The organism is uncultured Martelella sp. (genome assembly GCF_963677965.2).
In the GTDB taxonomy this organism is placed as follows: Bacteria; Pseudomonadota; Alphaproteobacteria; order Rhizobiales; family Rhizobiaceae; genus Martelella; species Martelella mangrovi.
Window position 1 is genome coordinate 2,715,060 of sequence record NZ_CAXXFM010000001.1, and the last position, 16,800, is coordinate 2,731,859.

The 16,800-nt window shown below is 60.0% G+C and carries 15 protein-coding genes; 6 read left to right on the forward strand and 9 right to left on the reverse strand.

Features of this window, described 5'->3' with window-relative positions:
• Positions 1-6 precede the first annotated feature (6 nt).
• The 8 genes from ACHZCU_RS12715 to ACHZCU_RS12750 form a co-directional block, all read right to left on the reverse strand.
• Positions 7-873, reverse strand: a complete 867-nt coding sequence (locus ACHZCU_RS12715) for an ABC transporter permease (protein ID WP_319519063.1) — start codon at positions 871-873, stop codon at positions 7-9.
• Entirely contained in the window at positions 870-1,799 is a 930-nt protein-coding gene (locus ACHZCU_RS12720; protein WP_319519064.1) for an ABC transporter permease, read from the reverse strand. Before ACHZCU_RS12720 ends, ACHZCU_RS12715 begins: the two co-directional genes overlap by 4 nt.
• Before the next feature lie 9 nt (positions 1,800-1,808).
• Positions 1,809-3,305 (reverse strand): ABC transporter substrate-binding protein, encoded by a 1,497-nt coding sequence (locus ACHZCU_RS12725; RefSeq protein ID WP_319519065.1) that lies wholly within the window; start codon positions 3,303-3,305, stop codon positions 1,809-1,811.
• Positions 3,306-3,415: 110 nt separating this feature from the next.
• Entirely contained in the window at positions 3,416-4,930 is a 1,515-nt protein-coding gene (locus tag ACHZCU_RS12730; RefSeq protein WP_319519066.1) for an ABC transporter substrate-binding protein, read from the reverse strand.
• On the reverse strand, positions 4,927-5,760 hold the full coding sequence (locus tag ACHZCU_RS12735; RefSeq protein ID WP_319519067.1) for a GntR family transcriptional regulator: 834 nt from the start codon (positions 5,758-5,760) through the stop codon (positions 4,927-4,929). Before ACHZCU_RS12735 ends, ACHZCU_RS12730 begins: the two co-directional genes overlap by 4 nt.
• 193 nt (positions 5,761-5,953) lie before the next feature.
• Entirely contained in the window at positions 5,954-6,994 is a 1,041-nt protein-coding gene (locus tag ACHZCU_RS12740; protein WP_319519068.1) for an HlyD family secretion protein, read from the reverse strand.
• Positions 6,995-7,012: 18 nt separating this feature from the next.
• Positions 7,013-8,671: an MFS transporter gene (locus ACHZCU_RS12745; RefSeq protein WP_319519069.1), complete on the reverse strand. Its 1,659-nt coding sequence runs from the start codon at positions 8,669-8,671 to the stop codon at positions 7,013-7,015.
• Entirely contained in the window at positions 8,664-9,125 is a 462-nt protein-coding gene (locus ACHZCU_RS12750; RefSeq protein ID WP_106302577.1) for a MarR family winged helix-turn-helix transcriptional regulator, read from the reverse strand. Before ACHZCU_RS12750 ends, ACHZCU_RS12745 begins: the two co-directional genes overlap by 8 nt.
• A 295-nt stretch (positions 9,126-9,420) precedes the next feature.
• Here ACHZCU_RS12750 and ACHZCU_RS12755 point away from each other — a divergent pair, with 295 nt between their 5' ends.
• The 4 genes from ACHZCU_RS12755 to ACHZCU_RS12770 all read left to right on the forward strand — a co-directional run bounded on the left by ACHZCU_RS12755 (position 9,421) and on the right by ACHZCU_RS12770 (position 13,589).
• A complete protein-coding gene (locus tag ACHZCU_RS12755) occupies positions 9,421-10,551 on the forward strand; it encodes an FAD/NAD(P)-binding oxidoreductase (RefSeq protein WP_319519070.1) in 1,131 nt (376 codons plus the stop codon).
• Between the two features lie 317 nt (positions 10,552-10,868).
• On the forward strand, positions 10,869-11,360 hold the full coding sequence (locus tag ACHZCU_RS12760; protein ID WP_319519071.1) for a bacterioferritin: 492 nt from the start codon (positions 10,869-10,871) through the stop codon (positions 11,358-11,360).
• Positions 11,361-11,945: 585 nt separating this feature from the next.
• Positions 11,946-12,299, forward strand: coding sequence for a cyclophilin-like fold protein (locus ACHZCU_RS12765; protein ID WP_319519072.1), 354 nt, complete (start codon positions 11,946-11,948; stop codon positions 12,297-12,299).
• Positions 12,300-12,500: 201 nt separating this feature from the next.
• Complete coding sequence (locus ACHZCU_RS12770; protein WP_319519073.1) at positions 12,501-13,589, forward strand: Gfo/Idh/MocA family oxidoreductase; 1,089 nt, start codon at positions 12,501-12,503, stop codon at positions 13,587-13,589.
• Positions 13,590-13,643: 54 nt separating this feature from the next.
• Here the strand turns inward: ACHZCU_RS12770 and ACHZCU_RS12775 are convergent, their stop codons facing one another.
• Positions 13,644-14,627 carry an aldo/keto reductase gene (locus ACHZCU_RS12775; protein WP_319519074.1) on the reverse strand — a complete coding sequence of 328 codons (984 nt, stop codon included), beginning with the start codon at positions 14,625-14,627 and terminating at the stop codon, positions 13,644-13,646.
• A gap of 272 nt (positions 14,628-14,899) precedes the next feature.
• Here ACHZCU_RS12775 and ACHZCU_RS12780 point away from each other — a divergent pair, with 272 nt between their 5' ends.
• Both ACHZCU_RS12780 and ACHZCU_RS12785 read left to right on the forward strand, forming a co-directional pair.
• Entirely contained in the window at positions 14,900-15,796 is an 897-nt protein-coding gene (locus ACHZCU_RS12780) for a LysR family transcriptional regulator (RefSeq protein WP_319519075.1), read from the forward strand.
• Positions 15,797-15,923: 127 nt separating this feature from the next.
• Positions 15,924-16,685 carry a carboxymuconolactone decarboxylase family protein gene (locus ACHZCU_RS12785; RefSeq protein ID WP_319519076.1) on the forward strand — a complete coding sequence of 254 codons (762 nt, stop codon included), beginning with the start codon at positions 15,924-15,926 and terminating at the stop codon, positions 16,683-16,685.
• Positions 16,686-16,800 lie beyond the last annotated feature (115 nt).

The following is a 16,800-nucleotide window of genomic DNA, read 5'->3' on the forward strand; positions in this document are numbered from 1 at the left end:
GATTTTCTACCGTGATTTTGGATTGAGATAATCGCTCAGCGCATCGCCGATCAGGTTGATCGACAGCACCAGAAGAAAGAGACAGATGCCGGGGAAGGTGGCGATCCACCAGGCATTGGAGACATAGTTGCGCCCGACCGAGAGCATCGCACCCCAGCTTGCCGTGGGCGGCTGCACGCCGAGACCGAGGAAGGAAAGCCCGGCCTCGAACAGCACCATCAGGCCGAATTCCAGCGTGGCGACAACGGAAAGGGCGGCCACGATATTGGGCAGGACATGCAGGCCGAGCACCCGTATCCAGCTTGCCCCCATGGCGCGCGAAAGCCGCACATAGGGCATGTTGGCGACCGACAGCGTCTGGCCATAGGCCACGCGGGCATAACGCGGCCAGCGGGTCAGCCCCAGAACCAGAACCACATTGATGAAGCCGGGGCCGAGAACGGCAACGGTGATGATCGCCAGAAGAATGGCCGGGATCGACAGGAAGATGTCGACAAGGCGCATGATGACGGTTTCGACCGTGCCGCGCATATAGCCCGCGGCCATGCCGAGAAGCGTGCCTGTGATGCCGGAAAGCAGCACCGAGAGCACGGCGACGGACAGCGAAATCCGCGCGCCGTAGATGACCCGGCTCAACAGGTCGCGGCCAAGCTCGTCGGAGCCGAGCAGGAAATATGTGCCGCGGATTTCCGTGCCCGGCGGCTTCAGCCGCCCGAGCAGGTTCTGCTTGTTGGGATCGACCGGGGCGAGCCACGGCGCAAAGGCGGCCATGGCCACCAGACAGAGCACGATGATGACGAAGACGCCGACCGGGATCGACCGGCCGGAGGCGGGAATGAAAAGGGTCTTGATGAAACGGGCAGAGGATTTCAACGGGTCGCTCCATTAAGCCGGATTCTGGGGTCGACGAGGCTGTAGAGCAGGTCGGCGAGGAAGTTCATGGCAATCGTCACCACCGCGCCGAGCATGACGACGCCCTGAACGATGACGAAGTCGCGGGCGACGACCGATTGCACGGTCAGAAGGCCGAGGCCCGGCCATGCGAACACTGTTTCGACAATCACCGCGCCGGCCAGCAGTTGCGAGATTTCAATCGCGGTAATCGAAATCACCGGAATGGCGGAATTCCTGAGAAGATGGCGGATCACCAGCCGCCGCGTGCCAACGCCGCGCGCGCGGGCCGAACGGATATAGTCCTTGGACATTTCATCGATGACCGCACTGCGCATGATCCGCGCAAAGGTCGCCATCGACAACAGCCCGAGCGCAATTGACGGCATGATCAGGTTGAGCCACGAGCCGGTGCCCGATGGCGGCAGCCAGCCGAGAAACACGCCGAAAAACATGATCATCAGAATGCCGCTCCAGAAGGTCGGCAGGCTTTGCGCGGCCAGAACCATGCCCATCAGCGGGCTGGTCAGCCGCGATTTGCTGCCGATGGCCAGGATCAGACCCAGCGGCAGGCCGATGGCAACGGCGACCAGCAGCGCACCGCCGGCAAGCTGAAGCGTATAGGGCAGGCGCGATAAAATGATGGTCGAGACCGGCACGTTCTGGACATAGGAGGTGCCGAGATCGAAACGGGCCATCTGCCAGAGAAAGTCGAGATATTGCACGACAAGCGGGCGGTCGAGGCCCAGCGCATGGCGAAGCGCCTCGATATCCTGCTGCGTCGCCGTTTCCGGGACCAGAAGATAGGTCGGGTCGCCCGTCAGCCGCTGAATGAAGAAGATCAGCGTCATCACGCCGAACAGCGTGATGAGAGATTGCCAGAGGCGACGCAGGAGGAAATAGCCCATGGATAAAGCCTATTCGGACCAGCTCATGCGATTGATGAACATGCTTTCATTGGCCGTCGGCTGCCATTCCAGCGCACCGGCCGCGCCATAAAGGGCGGTCGCCTGATAGAGCGGCAGGATATAGGTGTTGTCCTTCACGATCTCTGCGACCTTGGCATAGTCTCCCAGCCGCTGGTCGCTGTCGACCGTGGTGCGGGCGTCTTCCAGAAGCGCATCGAGTTCGGGATCGTTGACGCGCGACCAGTTGGACGACGAATGCAGCAGCGGGAATTCAACACCGTCGACATCCTGGCAGGCGCAGGACCAGCGGCCGAAATTGAGCTGCGGACGCTGCTCGGGATCGGCGTTCTGTGCCTTCTTCAGATAGGTCGCCATGTCGGTAAGCCCGATCTCGACGTTGAAGCCGGCCTCGTTCAGCATCTGCTGGATCGCCTGGACAATGCGCTGGTCGAAGACCGGCGAGGTGGCGAATGTCATCGGCACCTTGGCGGCATCGCCCTTGGACGCGATGATTTCAGCTGCCTGTTCCGGGTCGTAGGGGATCGGGTCAATGCCGTCGACATAGCCGAAATGCGCAGACGTTGCCATCTGGCCGACGACCTGCTCGCCGCCGCCGAGAAGACCAAGCGCAATGCCTTCGCGGTCAATTGCCATGGCAGCCGCACGGCGCAGTTCCGGATCGTCGAGCGGCGGCACCAGCGTGTTCATGCCCATGAAGGCGACGCGCTCGGTCGGCGCCGTCAGCACTTTCACATTGCCTGCGGTTTCAAGCTGCATCGCCTGGTCGCTGTCGATGGAAACGATCAGGTCGGCGGTGCCGGCGCGCAGATTGGCAACACGGGTGGAGGCATCCGGAACGGCCTTGAAGTTGACGGTTTCGAATGCGCCCTGATCGCCCCAGTAATCGTCATTCTTGTCGAGCGTGACGGAAACACCGCGATCCCATGTCTCGAACGTGTAGGGGCCGGAACCGATCGGGTTGGCATTGAAGTCCTGCTCGCTCTCATTGGCAACGACATGTTCCGGCACGACGGAAAGCTTGACGAGCTGCGCCAGAAGAACCGGATAGGGGCCGTCGGTTGTCAGCACGACCTTGTTGTCGGCCGTCTTTTCCGCATCGATGATGGCGGCGAACTGGCCGAGCTGTGGGCTGGCGAGGTCCGGATCGGTGATGCGCTTGACCGAATAGACCACGTCGTCGGCCGTCAGCTTCTCGCCGTCGTGGAAGGTGATGTCGTCGCGGATCGTCAGTTCCAGCTCTGTGTCCGACAGCCATTCCCAGGCGGTGGCCACTTGCGGAACGATCTCGCCGTCATTGTCGCGGGTGACGATGTTGTCGAAGATATTGCGGTAGACGTAGTAGCTGTCCGGGTTCCACTGCATGTGCGGATCGAGCGTCGACGGCTCGTTGACGAGATCGACCACGAGCTGGTCTTTCGCCTGCGCGACACCGGCACTCAGCGCGGCAGCAATGGCGGCGATGGCAACAGTCGTTCTGATAGACAAGATCTGACTCCGTGTTCTGAAAGGGGTCTTATGGTTCGGGATGGAGGATGGCGATGGCCGGCGGCGAACGCCAGCCATCAACATGAGCGAAAGAGCGGGTGCGGGAAAAACTATTCCGTCCAGCTCATCCGGTTGAGGAACATGCTCTCGTTCGAGGTCGGCTGCCATTCGAGCGCATCGGCCGCGCCATAGATGATGGCGGCCTGATAGAGCGGCAGGATATAGGCGTTGCCGACGGCGATTTCGTTCACCTGTCTGTAAAGATCGGCACGCTTTTCCTCGTCCAGCTCGCTGCGGGCCTCATCCAGCAATGCGTCGATCTCGGGATCGGAAACGCGCGACCAGTTGGAAGAGGAATGCAGCAGCGGATACATGATGCCGTCCGGATCCTGGCACGCACACGACCAGCGCGAGAATGTCAGCATCGGCGCGACATCGTTGGAGGACTGCTGGTCCTTCAGCCATGTGGCCATGTCGGTCATCTTCAGCGAAACATTCATGCCCGCATCGTTGAGCATCTGCTGGACGGCCTGCACCACGCGCTGATCATAGACGGGCGCCGTTGCAAGCTGCATCTCGACCTCCGCATCCGGCCCGATTGCGGCAATCATCTCCGCAGCCTTGTCGGGATCATAGGCATAGCCGTCAATCTCGCCGCTGTAGCCGAAATGGGCCGGTGACAGCATTTCGTCGACCACCTTCGGATAACCGGCAAGCACGCCCTCGACGATGCCTTCCCGGTCGATGGCATAGCCGATGGCCTTGCGCAGCTCGGGATTGTCGAGCGGGGCCTGCTGGCTGTTGAGCGCGAAATAGGCAACGCGTTCGGTGTTGACGGCGAGCGGCTTGCCCTTGCCGCTGGCTTCAAGCTGGGCGGCAAGATCGGAATCAAGCGTCACCACCAGATCGGCCGCACCGGCCTGAAGATTGGCAAGCCGGGTGGCCGCTTCCGGAACGCCCTTGAAGATCACGGTTGCAAACGGGCCCTTGTCGCCCCAGTAATCGTCATTGCGTTTCAGCACGACATCGACGCCGCGGTTCCAGTCTTCAAGCGCATAAGGGCCGCTGCCGACCGGATGGGCGTTGAACTCTTCCGGCGTCATGGCGGAGGCGACATGTTCGGGAATGACGGAAAGCTTGACCAGTTGCGCCAGAAGGGCCGGATAGGGTCCATCGGTCGTCAGCTTGACCGTGTGGTCGTCGATCGCCTCGGCCCTGATGATCTTGTTGAACTGGCTGAGTTGGGGGCTGGCAAAATCCGGATCGGTGATGCGTTCGATCGTGTAGACCACATCGTCTGCGGTCAACTTCTCGCCATCGTGAAAGACGATGTCGTCGCGCAGTGTAAATACCACTTCGGTATCGCTGACCTGTTCCCATTCGGTCGCGACCTGCGGCACGATTTCGCCGTCATTGTCGCGGGTCAGCATGTTGTCGAAGATGTTGCGGTAGACGTAGTAGCTGTCCGGGTTCCACTGTTTCTGCGGGTCGAGTGTGGCCGGCTCGTTGACCAGATCGATGGTGAGGGTGTCTTTCGCCTGCGCTGCAATTGCGCCCGTCAGCGCGACAGCGAGCGATAAAAGGACGGGCGCAATGCGCCGCCCGACGCCGAATACGTATGTCATGAACTATTCCCCTTGCTGGAGGTCCAGCCGCGGGAGGCCGCACGGTCAGGACCTGTTTGAGGAGATACGCCGTATTGTTTTTGTGTCGGCGCTTTCTCCTGAGGTTTTGTGCCTCCGGTCAGTGCCAGCTCGCTTTGATTGTTCAGGAGAGCGTCGCTGGCAAAGCTTCTGAACTGTTCGATGGCCTCGTCAAGAAAAGCACGCGCTTCATCCGCGCGGCCGTCACGAAGGGCGGCGGCAATGGCCGATGCCTTGAGCGCAGGCATCGGTGCCGCGCCCTGTTTTTCGAAGAAATGGACGATCCGGTCAGAATGGTCCCAGAGCCGCTCCACGAATGTCGCGACAAACGGATTGAGTTCGGATGAAAGTTCGGCCCGGAATGTCCGCTCATAGCCGGTGCGGGTCGTGCGGGCGGCCTCTTCGCTGGCGCTGCCGACGGCTTCGATCATGTCGGCCAGTTCAAAAAGCCGCGCGCTCTTCTGCGCGTCGATGGTGAGTGAGGCAAGCGCCGGTTCGGCCATTCGGCGTGCATCGACGACCTGGCCGACAAGGGCGCCGCTCATCGGCAGAACCCGCCAGCCCTCGCGCGGGATCGACAGCATGAAACCCAGCGTCGAAAGCCTTGCCAGCGCCACCCGCGTTGCCGCCCGGCCAAGGCCGAACCGTGTCGCAAGCGCGGCCTCGGTAATCGTCAGCCCCGGCTCCAGTTCGCACCACAATATCGCCTGCGTCAGCCGTTCCTCCGCAAACGCCGCCTTCTGAACCGGCTTCAGCGGCTCCGGCGTCTTCTGGCGGTCCTTCGGCGAAAACGGCGAATTGTCGTCATACATCCATCTGTTCCCTTTTTTGAACATGTTTTAACGGATGTATGAAAATGTCAAATGCTATGTCTTAAAATCTTTATATCGCGTTGTTGATGTTTCTATCGCGTTGCATCGCGCAAGCGGGCACTGTCCACGGCATTCAGCCGCGGACCGATCTGTTTTCTGCAATGGTTTCAGGGCGCTTTTCTGCCGCCTGTTTTCATCCCTTTCCCACGTCGACCGTGGTGATGACCGAAAGGCCGGGGACCAGCTTGTCGGCATCTTTCTGACCGGGATCGATGGCAATGCGAACGGGCACCCGCTGGGCCACCTTGGTGAAATTGCCGGTGGCGTTGTCCGGCTTGATGACGGCGAACTCGGAGCCTGCGGCAGGCGAAAACCGTTCCACCCGGCCGGTGAACCGTTCGCCGTCGAGTGCATCGACGCTGAAGGTGACTTTTTGTCCGATTTCCATGCCGGAAAGCTGTGTTTCCTTGTAGTTGGCAATCACCCATACATCCTCGGGAACGAGCGCGACGAGCTGGGAACCGGCCGAAACATATTGCCCGACATGAACCTTCACCTGACCGAGCGTCCCGTCCCGCGGTGCCGTGATCTGCGTGTTTTCAAGGTTAATCTGCGCAAGTGCGCGGGCGGCTTCTGCCGAACTGACCTTCGATTTCAGCGTGTCCCTGTCGATGACGGCCGATTTGAGTGACTGTCTGGCGACGTCGAGTTCGGCCTTGGCCCGATCAAGGGCCGCCTTTGCCTGGTCGAGCGTTGCGCGCGCCGTTTCGAGACTGCTTTCGGAGACGACCTGCTGCTTGCTCAGCCTTTGCTTGCGCTGCCACTGGGAGGTGGCGTTGTCGAGTGCGGCTTCGGCGCTCGCCACGCCGGCCTGCGATGACGTGATCTGTGCCCGGGCGGTTTCCTGCGCCTGGGCATTGCCGCGAAGCGCGGTGCGGGCGGCGTCGAGCGCGGCCTCGGTCTCGGCCAGTTGCTGGGCAAAGATGTTGTCGTCGATACGTACCAGCAGATCGCCCTTGCTGACGTGCTGGAAATCGTGCACCGGAACGTCGGCCACGACACCGGAAAGCTGCGGGGAAAGCAGCGTCACCTGTCCCTGCACATAGGCATCATCGGTTCGCGGATCGGCAAAGTTAAAGGGCGGGAACCGCCAGGCGAACAGCAGCGCCAGAATGCCGAGAAGTCCAATGCCGAAAACGGCATAGGTCGCAAGTGAACGTAGGGCTCGTGTCATTTTTGTTATCCCTGAAAATCAGGCTGGAAGACCTTCGGCCTGGGCGCGCATGCGCGCGCTTTCCCATTTCTCGAAGGCAACGTCGAGAATGAGAACGACCAGCGCCAGAAGGGCCAGCAGAGTGGTGAAACGGAAAGCATCGTTATAGGCCAGCACATAGGCTTGCTGGGTGGTCTGTCTGGCCAGCGCGGCAGCGCCTTCTGCCGTGCGAACGACGCCATCGGAAATGGTCGAGGCATAGGCGCCCGAAAGCTGCCGCATGCGTTCTGCGACCAGCGGATTATCCGGTGTCAGCGATTGCACGAGGGCTGCCGAGTGCACCTGTTCACGCCAGGTGACGAAACTTCCGAAAAGGGCCGAACCGATAATCGCGCCCAGCCGCTGGGTGGTCACGAACACGATGATGAAGCTGAGGATGTAATTCGGTCCGCGTTTCAGCGCAGCGATAAAACCGACCATCATGGCTGCCGGCATGAACAGTCCCGAGGCAAAGGCGATCAGGATCTGGCTGAGAAACATGTCCTGCGGGCGTGACATGCTGGTGGCATGGCTGTCGAGCCAGCTCCCGATGATGAGAAGCACCAGCGCTATGCCATGCATCAGCGCAACACGGCCCGGTTTCAGTATGACCGCACAGGTAACGCCGGCTGCCACGGTGGCCACGAGAATGACCGTGTAAAGACCGACAAACTGCTCGTTGGAAAGGCCGAGCATGATGAAGAAGGAGCGCACCCCGGTCGACTGCTCCGACAGGATGAGCCGGAAAACCATCAGTGCGCCGGTGAAATGGATAATCTCCGCAGACGTCAGCCAGCGGATATCAAGCAGCGGTTCTTCGCGGTTGAGCTCGATGATGGCCATGATCATCAGCGCGACGACGCCCAGGATCAGCAGTGCTCCCGTCCAGCGCACCTCCGTCCACCAGTAGATACGCCCTAGTGACAGGGCAACGGTGATCGCCCCCATGCCGAGCGCGAGAAAGGAAAACGAAATGAGGTCGGCCCGGCTGATCACCTTGACGCGTTCGCCCGACACCAGAGGCAGTCGGAAGATCAGGGCCAGCGACAGCAGCGCCATCCCGATTTCGCAGATATAGAGCGACCGGAAACCGCCGTGATCGAAAAGATAGGGGGCGATGACGCCGGCAAGCGGGGTCGACGCCAGCATCACGGTCATGCCGCCGGAAAGGCCGATGCTCATCTTCTTTTCGCGCGGCAGGCCCTCGAGCATGTACAGGATCGAAATCGATGTCATCGGCGCTGCCGCAATGCCCGCGAAAAAGCGCACGATCAGTGCCGTCTGAAAGCTGTCGACCCACAAATGCCCGAGATTGATCAGCACGTAGACAATGATCGACACTTCCGCAAAATGCCTGATGCCGAACTGCTGGCGCACCTTGAACAACAGCAGCGTCAGGCAGGCATTGGGCGCCAGGTAAGCGGCCATCAGCCAGCTTGCCTCCGCTGTCGTCGCCTTCAATGGTCCCGCGATTTGCTGGATCGTGACCGTGATGAACGACATACCCAGCCCCTGCGTCAGTCCGACCACGGTTGCGGCGAACATATAGGCCAGAAGCTGCGGCAACGGCTTGGGTGGCTGGGGCGGCGGCGCGCCGGGATAAAGCGGCCCCGGCGGCGGTGCGGCCTGTGGTGCGGTTTCGCTGGTTTGATCAGTCATCGGGGCGGTCCTGAATAATCTGGTCGACCTTGGCGATGATCGTTTCGAAAACGGTGGTCGCGGTCAAAAGCTCATCCGGCCCGACAGGCCCCAGCACCGCCTCGTAGAATTCGGCGCGCATGATATCGAGCTCCCGCGCCATGTCGGTGCCGTGTGCCGAAAGCCCGATGAGCTTGGCGCGCCGGTCGTTCGGGTCGGCCCGGCGCTCGATGAGGCCATGTGCCTCCATGCGGTCCAGCAGCCGCACCACGGTCGGCTTTTCCAGTTCGAGTTCGCATGCAAGCTCGCTCTGGTTCATGGTTTCATTTTTCGAAAGCAGAAGAATGACCCGCGCCCTGGCAAAGGTCAGGCCATAGCGGGCAACCCGGGCATTGTAATAGGTCCGCATTTTCCGGCTCGCCACCGTCAGGTTTTCCATGAAGGCCACGTGCCGGTTGTCGATCTGTGCGGACATAATTATAGCTGCCTATTATATGTTGGGCTATTAGATAGCCTGCTACATAATAGTGCGAAACGCCCTTGGCAAGCCCTGTAAGCAATTACAGCTATGCCCCGCCGTCATTCCGGCCTTGAGCTGGAAGCGCACAACAAGCAGCCCTGGATACCGGCTCAAGGCCGGTATGACGAAAGAGCGCGGGATGCGCTTTGTCAGCAGTTTGCTGCGACCCCGCAAAGGTCACTCTTTTCTTGTCTTTTACGATATTAATACGTATGTATGAATAATCGTATATTTATGGAAGATCGACGCGATGGCCAGTGTAATCATTATCGGAACAGGGTTTGCGGCGCTCACCACAGCGCGTGAATTGCGCAAGCGGGACAGTGCGGTGACAATCACGATGATCTCGCCGCGCGATACGCTTCACTATCTTCCAAGCGCGATCTGGCTGCCGGCAGAACTGCGCCGCGGAGATGAGCTGAAAGTGCCATTGGCGGGCTTTTTCGCCAGACATCGCCTCGATTATGTTCGGGCACGCGTCACGGGCCTTGAAGGGGATGGCCGCACGGTGCTGACCGATAACGGCACGTATCAGGCCGATCAGGTGGTGATTGCCTCCGGTGGCCGGTTCATCCGGAAACTGCCCGGCATCGAGCATGCTCTGGTGCCGTGTGAAGGGATCGCGGTCGGTGAAGAGATCGCCCGCCGCCTTGCCGATATGGACGGCGGCACCATTGCCATCGGCTTTGCCTCCAATCCAAAGGAGCAGGGGGCTGTGCGCGGCGGGCCGATGTTTGAATTTCTGTTCATCATCGACACGATGTTGCGAAAGCAGAAGCGGCGCGAAAAATTTCGGCTGGTGTTCTTCAACCCATCCAACCGGCCCGGTCAGCGCCTCGGCGACAAGGCTGTCGATGCCCTGCTGAAGGAAATGGAACGGCGCGATATCGAAACCCGCCTTGGACACAAGATGGTCGGTTTCGAAGAACACAAGGTCATCACCGAAGGCGGCGCGTTTGACGCGGATCTGATCCTGTTCATGCCGGGGCTTACGGGGCCGTCCTGGCTGGAGAACGCAGATTTGCCGCTATCGCCCGGCGGCATGGTTGCGGCGGATGAAAAATGCCGCGTCAGGGACCGGCCCGGTCTGTGGGTGGTTGGCGACGCCGGGTCCTATCCAGGGCCTGACTGGATGCCGAAACAGGCCCATCAGGCAGATTTGCAGGGGATTGCGGCGGCGGAAAATATCGCTCTTGCCCTTGAAGGCAAGCAACCGCGCCGCGCCTTCAAGCCTGAACTGATCTGCATCGTCGATATGCTGGACACCGGCGTTCTTGTTTTCCGCAACCTCAGGCGCAACATCCTTCTGCCGAGAAGCAGGATCTTCCACTGGCTGAAACGGTATTTTGAAAAACACTATCTCAGGGCGTTTCGCGGCTAGGCGAAATAGCTGAGAAACTGTGCAACAAATACAAGGAAGTATGCGTTTGACGAACTGAACACGGCCGATGCAAGTGTCCGTGCCGGGATGCAGGAACCGAAGAATTTTCGGCTGCTTGTCCGCGATCATTTCGGCGCCACGTCCGTGGTGATAGCCTGCCGCCGGCCCGAAGCCTGACGTGACGAAGCGTTTGCTGTGACGAGCGCCAGTGCGTTCGGTGCGGCATTCATGTTCGCGGGATGGGGCATGCGGTGCTGTCTGAGATGCAGCGGCGCAAACGGGTTGGCCCGAATATCTGAACCAAAAGGAGTAAAGCGATGACGAACAACAAGTTGATTGAATATCTGCAGCGGGCCGTCAACATGGAGATGACTGCTGCACATCAGTATCAGCTGCACGCGCATACGCTTGACGACTGGGGGCTGACAAAGCTTGCTGCACAGATGCGCGAGGAAATGACCGAGGAACTCGGCCACTCCGATCTGTTCATGGAAAGACTGTTTTTCCTCAAGGAAGCGCCGGAACTCGGCTTTGACAAGGCGCCGAAGAAGGCCAATTCCCTGCCGGAGATGTTCAAATCGGATATGGCCGACGAAGAAGAGGCGATCAAGGTCTATACGGAGGGCGCCCGGCTTGCCGCAGACCTTGGCGATATCGGCACGCGCACCCTGTTTGAAAAGATCGTGCTGGACGAGGAAGGCCACAAGGCCTGGCTCGAACTTCAACTCGACCTGATCGAGCGTCTGGGCGAAAAGACCTACAGTTCCAAACTCGTCGCCTTCGGCGATGATGACGACGCAGAGGGCTGAAAACCCTCTGAACTTGCGAAACGCGCAACCTCCCTCCCGGCAGACATTGGCCGGGAGCGGAATTCCCCTCCTTGGCCATGGCATGCGGCTGCAGCGGCAAGGGGAGGGCTATCGCATATGGCTTTGCCGCACAGCCCCAAGTCTTCTCGCCCCGGAGGGGAGAGATGTCGCGAAAGCGACAGTGAGGGGGAGCCTATCCACGCGGACGCCCTCACGAAATTGACACGCTGCTTCACCCTCACTACCCCTTTCGGGGGCATCTCTCCCGCAAGCGGGAGAGAGTATATGGAGCGAGGTCCAAGGCCATCTGCGATAACCCTGCCCTTGAGGGGGCGACGACAATAAAGGACGCACCGGCTAGCGCATCCTGCAGCGACGTCTGTATAATTGATGAGACTGGTTCATGAGTGGTTGTGCCATGCGGGGTATTATCCCGGGGCTCAAATGCTCCATCTAACCCTCAAAGAGGCAAAGGGAGAGATGATGATTCGATATCGTGTGTACGCAACCGTTGCCATGCTGGCATTCGTCTTCCTTGCTGCCGGTTTTCCGAATGCCGGGATCAGGACCACAAAAGGAGCCGAAATGATCAGAATAGAAGTTATCGCCGGCGACCAGGTGTTGACCGCAACGCTTGATGATACGCCAGCGGGCCGGGATTTCGCCTCGCTACTGCCGCTCGAATTGAAACTGAGCGACTATAACGGCGTGGAAAAGACCGCCGATCTGCCGCGCAAGCTCGATACGACCGATGCGCCGGCCAGCTACAAGCCGAAAAAGGGCGATATCACGCAATATGTGCCGTGGAGCAATATCGCGATCTTCACCAAGCCGTTTTCCGATTCACGCGGCCTGCTTCGCCTCGGCGAATTCGACGGCCCGATCAATGCCCTGACGCAGGCCGGCGAGGTCACCGTGCAGATAAGGCTGGCGGACTGAACTAACGATCGAAACCACGCGGGGCGGGCGTGTTGATGACCGGTTTTGGCGCCGGTTGCGCATGGCTTCGTGCAGCGGAGCAAAGCGCCTGTGTGTGAGCGCAATTCTGTTCCGCGCTCCGTTTCCCGATCAGAACGGAGGCGGTCATTGCGGCCGCCGCCCCGCAGGCACTGACCTTCCAGGCAACCAAAGAGGAAAATCATGGCCAATACTCCAATTCGCGTCGGCTTTATCGGCCTCAATCCCGACAGCAACTGGGCATCGACGGCGCATATTCCCGCGCTGAAATCGCTCGGCGATCGTTTCGAAGTCGTCGGTGTTGCCAATTCATCGCCGGAAAGTGGCCGACGCACCGCTGAAGCGCTGGGCCTGAAGCATGCTTTCGACACCCCGGCCGATCTTGCCGCCTCGCCTGAAATCGATCTGGTCGTGGTCACGGTCAAGGTGCCCTATCATTTCGAACTGGTTTCGCTGGCGCTGAATGCGGGAAAACACGTCTATTGCGAATGGCCGCTCGGCAACGGGCTGGAAGAGGCGAAGGCGCTTGCCGCGTTGGCAGACGAAAAAGGTGTTGTTGCGGTTGTCGGCACTCAGGCCCGCGCCGCGCCTGAAATCCTGCATCTGAAAAAACTGGTTGCCGATGGTTATGTCGGCAGGGTGCTGTCCACCTCGCTGATCGGAACCGGCGGCAACTGGGCAAATGAGACAAGCTCGGCGCTCTACTACCTCTTCGACGCCGCAAACGGCGCCAGGATGGAAGATATCCCGATGGCCCATACGCTGGCGGCCGTGAAGGATGTTCTGGGCGAATTCGGTCCGCTGGATGCTACACTCGGCTTCAATTTCAAGACGGTCACCGTCACCGATACGCATGAGGACAAGCCGAAGACGGCGGCCGACCAGGTGATGGTGCAGGGCAGGATGGAAAGCGGTGCCGCTTTCTCGCTGCACTACAAGGGCGGCGTCAATCGCGGCACCAATTTCCTCTGGGAAATCAACGGAACCGAGGGTGATATCCAGGTGACGGCCGGTCTTGGCCATGCCCAGATGGTGCAGCTCACCATCAAGGGCGCGCATGGCGAGGAGAAGGTGCTGAGCGATCAGATGCCCGACCCGTCCGTTTATGAAGGCAAGCCCGAATTTCCCGGCGCCCGCAATGTCGCCGGTATCTATGCCCGTCTTGCCGACGACATTCAAAACGGCACCCGCACCGCGCCGACATTTGCAGATGGCGTGGCCCTGCACGAAGTGCTGGACGCGATTGAAAAGTCGGCCGCAGCCAAGGGCTGAAACAACACACGCCAGCCGTCCTTTCGGGCGGCTGGCCGTGCTGAGCGCCTACATCTATAGCCCTGAGCGTTTCAGGATTGCCTCGGGGTAGCGTTCCCCTGTCGTGCGGAAACCGGCGGCATCGATTTCGGCCAGATCGGCGGCAGACAGGCGTATGTGGAGCGCGCCGATATTTTCCTCGAACCGCTCTATCCGCCGGGTGCCGAAAAGCGGCACGATCCATCGCTTTTGCTCCAACAGCCACGCCAGCGCGACCTGGGCGGGTGTCGCGCCATGCCTCGCTGCCATCCGCTTCAGCAGATCGACGATTTCCAGATTGGCCGTTCGGGCATCCCCCTGAAAGCGGGGTATCTGGGCGCGGAGGTCGTTGTCCGCAAATTGCGTGCTGGTGTCGATCCTGCCGGTGAGGAAACCCTTGCCGAGCGGCGAAAACGGCACCAGCCCGATACCCAGTTCCTCAAGCGTCGGGATGATCTCGTCCTCCGGCTCCCGGGTCCACAGCGAATATTCGCTCTGAAGTGCGGCGACCGGCTGCACCGCATGGGCGCGGCGGATGGAACCGGCGCCGGCTTCCGAAAGGCCAAACCAGCGAACCTTGCCCTCCGCGATCAGGTCTTTGACCGTTCCGGCGACATCTTCCATCGGCACATCGGGGTCGACGCGGTGCTGATAGAACAGGTCGATATAATCGGTCCTGAGCCGTTTCAGGCTTTTTTCGGCCACCGAGCGGATCTGTTCGGGACGACTGTTGACGCCACCGCGGTGCTCGCCTGTTTCCTGGTCGATATCCCAGCCGAATTTGGTCGCAATCTTCACCTTGTCGCGCATGTCGGAAAAGGCTTCGCCGACCATCTCCTCGTTGCTCCAGGGGCCGTAGACTTCGGCTGTATCGAAAAAGTCCATGCCATGGTCGACGGCTGCGCGCAGCAGCGCAATCATCTGCGGTCTGTCGTCGATTTCACGGCCCTTGCCGTATCCCATGGCACCCAGTGCCAGCGCAGACACTTCCAGTCCGCTTCCAAGCTTTCGCTTCTGCATGATTGCTCCTTCCCGTTGTTCTGGCGTCAAAACCGGTCGATGCTGCTCAGGCATGCCGACGCCTCTGTTTGAATTTGGGGGCGGTGCGCTGCTGAAACCAGCGGATGACATTCATGACAACAATGAAGCCGGTTCATGTTCCGATCGTCGGCCGTGTAGAAACACCGCAAACAGAGCGGGGCACTGTGTTGTCTTGTACATGAATGTGGGTTTTCATGAACGGAGCACATATATACGATCCGGCCATCCCGCCTTAACGTTCGGAGACAGTCATGCTGCGTGAGAATATCAATGATCTGATTGCATTGTCGGTTGTCGCAGAGGAACGCAGTTTCACCCGTGCGGCGGCCCGGCTCAATGTCTCCCAGTCGGCGCTCAGCCACACCATCAAGGCGCTCGAAACCCGGCTGGGCCTGCGGCTTCTGACCCGAACGACGCGCTCCGTGGCGCCGACCATCGCGGGCGAAGATCTGCTTTTGACGCTGGGCCCGTGTTTCGAGACCATCGAAGCGCGTTTGCAGGCGCTGACCGACAGCCGGGGCGAACCCTCGGGCACGGTGCGGATCGTGTCGACGGATTATGCCATCGACAAGCTGATGTGGCCGAAGCTTGCGCCGGTGCTCGAAAACCATCCCAGGGTCAATGTCGAATTCGTGGTGGATTATGGCTTTACCGATCTGGCCTCTGCCCAGTGCGATGCCGGCGTGCGCTATGGCGAGCAGGTGAGCGAGGGGATGATTGCCATTCGTATCGGCCCCGACGAACGCATGGTTTGTGTCGGTTCGCCTGCGTATTTCGCCGCGCGCGGCAGGCCTGAAACACCGCAACAGCTCAGCGAACATCGCTGCATCAATCTGCGCCTGTCCACCCATGGTGCGCTTTATGCCTGGGAATTCGAGGATGAGGACGGCAAGGATATCCGGGTCAAGGTTGACGGGCAGATATGTTTCAACACGATCAACCCGGTCGCGCGGGCCGCGTGCGACGGTTATGGCCTTGCGCTTGTGCCCGAAGGGCTTGTCGATGCCGAGATCGCATCCGGCCAGTTGGAGCTTTGCCTTGAGCCGTATTGCCCCTATTTTCCGGGCTTCCACTTTTATTATCCCAGCCGCGAACGGCCGTCTTCGGCCTTCCAGGTCGTGCTGGATGCCTTGCGCGAGCGGGCCTGAGCTCATTCATGAACCTCAGGCATGAGTGTATTCGCGCAGCCGGGTATTATCTGCGGCCGTTCCCGCCCCAGATCATGAGTGTCACAACCATTATAGCGACCGACACTGGATCTTGAGGAAACCTGAAATGAAGAAATATATCACAGCCTCCGCCCTTGCCTTCATGACAACCGGCGCCGCTGCACAGGATGTCTCGACCACGATTCCCGATGCTGTCGGCAAGGTCGCTCCGGCATTGCAGGACTATTCGAGCAAGGACCTGATCGGCACGGTCTGGAAAGGTGAAGAGCTTTCCACCCGCGATCGCGCACTCGTCACCTTCGCCGCCATGATGACCATGCACCAGACCGAAGAGCTGGCGGCGTTTACTGCCGTTGCGCTTGATGCCGGCGTCGAACCGGCCGAACTGGCTGAAACCATCACCCATCTGGCGTTTTACACCGGCTGGGGCAACGCCACTGCTGCGGCGACTGCCATGGAGCCTGTTTTTGCCGAACGCGGCGTCACTGCGGAAAACCTGCCATCGCCGGACCCGGAATTGCTGCCGCTGGACGAGGAAGCCGAGGCGGCGCGCCAGGAACTTGTGTCGACCAATTACGGCAATGTCAGCCAGGGCGTTGTCGACAACACCCAGCAGCTTCTGTTTCTCGATCTGTGGCTGCGCCCGGACCTTGAGCCGCGCGACCGCAGCCTTGTGACCGTTGCCGCGTTGATCGCATCCGGTCAGCCCGATCAGATGAGCTTCCACCTCAACAAGGCCATGGACAATGGTCTGACACAGGAAGAAGCCGGCGCCGTTCTGGCCCACCTTGCATTCTATACCGGCTGGCCGAAGGTGTTTTCCGCAATGCCGGTGGCCAAGGACGTGTTTGAATCGCGCGAAGGCTGATCGCCATTGAAAGTCAGATGGAAAGGTGCGCATTGCCTTTTGCAGCCATGAATGATTTTCATGGCTGCAAGGAATGAGCGGACCTTTTTCCATAGTGGGTCGGGGTTTATATCGG

Excerpts from the sequence above, each read along its gene's own strand:
- ACHZCU_RS12720 (WP_319519064.1), bottom strand. The coding sequence starts at position 1,799 with ATGGGCTATTTCCTCCTGCGTCGCCTCTGGCAATCTCTCATCACGCTG.
- ACHZCU_RS12785 (WP_319519076.1), top strand. The coding sequence starts at position 15,924 with ATGAAGAAATATATCACAGCCTCCGCCCTTGCCTTCATGACAACCGGC.
- ACHZCU_RS12780 (WP_319519075.1), top strand. The coding sequence starts at position 14,900 with ATGCTGCGTGAGAATATCAATGATCTGATTGCATTGTCGGTTGTCGCA.
- ACHZCU_RS12755 (WP_319519070.1), top strand. The coding sequence starts at position 9,421 with ATGGCCAGTGTAATCATTATCGGAACAGGGTTTGCGGCGCTCACCACA.
- ACHZCU_RS12735 (WP_319519067.1), bottom strand. The coding sequence starts at position 5,760 with ATGTATGACGACAATTCGCCGTTTTCGCCGAAGGACCGCCAGAAGACG.
- ACHZCU_RS12775 (WP_319519074.1), bottom strand. The coding sequence starts at position 14,627 with ATGCAGAAGCGAAAGCTTGGAAGCGGACTGGAAGTGTCTGCGCTGGCA.
- ACHZCU_RS12770 (WP_319519073.1), top strand. The coding sequence starts at position 12,501 with ATGGCCAATACTCCAATTCGCGTCGGCTTTATCGGCCTCAATCCCGAC.
- ACHZCU_RS12740 (WP_319519068.1), bottom strand. The coding sequence starts at position 6,994 with ATGACACGAGCCCTACGTTCACTTGCGACCTATGCCGTTTTCGGCATT.
- ACHZCU_RS12730 (WP_319519066.1), bottom strand. The coding sequence starts at position 4,930 with ATGACATACGTATTCGGCGTCGGGCGGCGCATTGCGCCCGTCCTTTTA.
- ACHZCU_RS12760 (WP_319519071.1), top strand. The coding sequence starts at position 10,869 with ATGACGAACAACAAGTTGATTGAATATCTGCAGCGGGCCGTCAACATG.
- ACHZCU_RS12745 (WP_319519069.1), bottom strand. The coding sequence starts at position 8,671 with ATGACTGATCAAACCAGCGAAACCGCACCACAGGCCGCACCGCCGCCG.
- ACHZCU_RS12765 (WP_319519072.1), top strand. The coding sequence starts at position 11,946 with ATGATCAGAATAGAAGTTATCGCCGGCGACCAGGTGTTGACCGCAACG.
- ACHZCU_RS12750 (WP_106302577.1), bottom strand. The coding sequence starts at position 9,125 with ATGTCCGCACAGATCGACAACCGGCACGTGGCCTTCATGGAAAACCTG.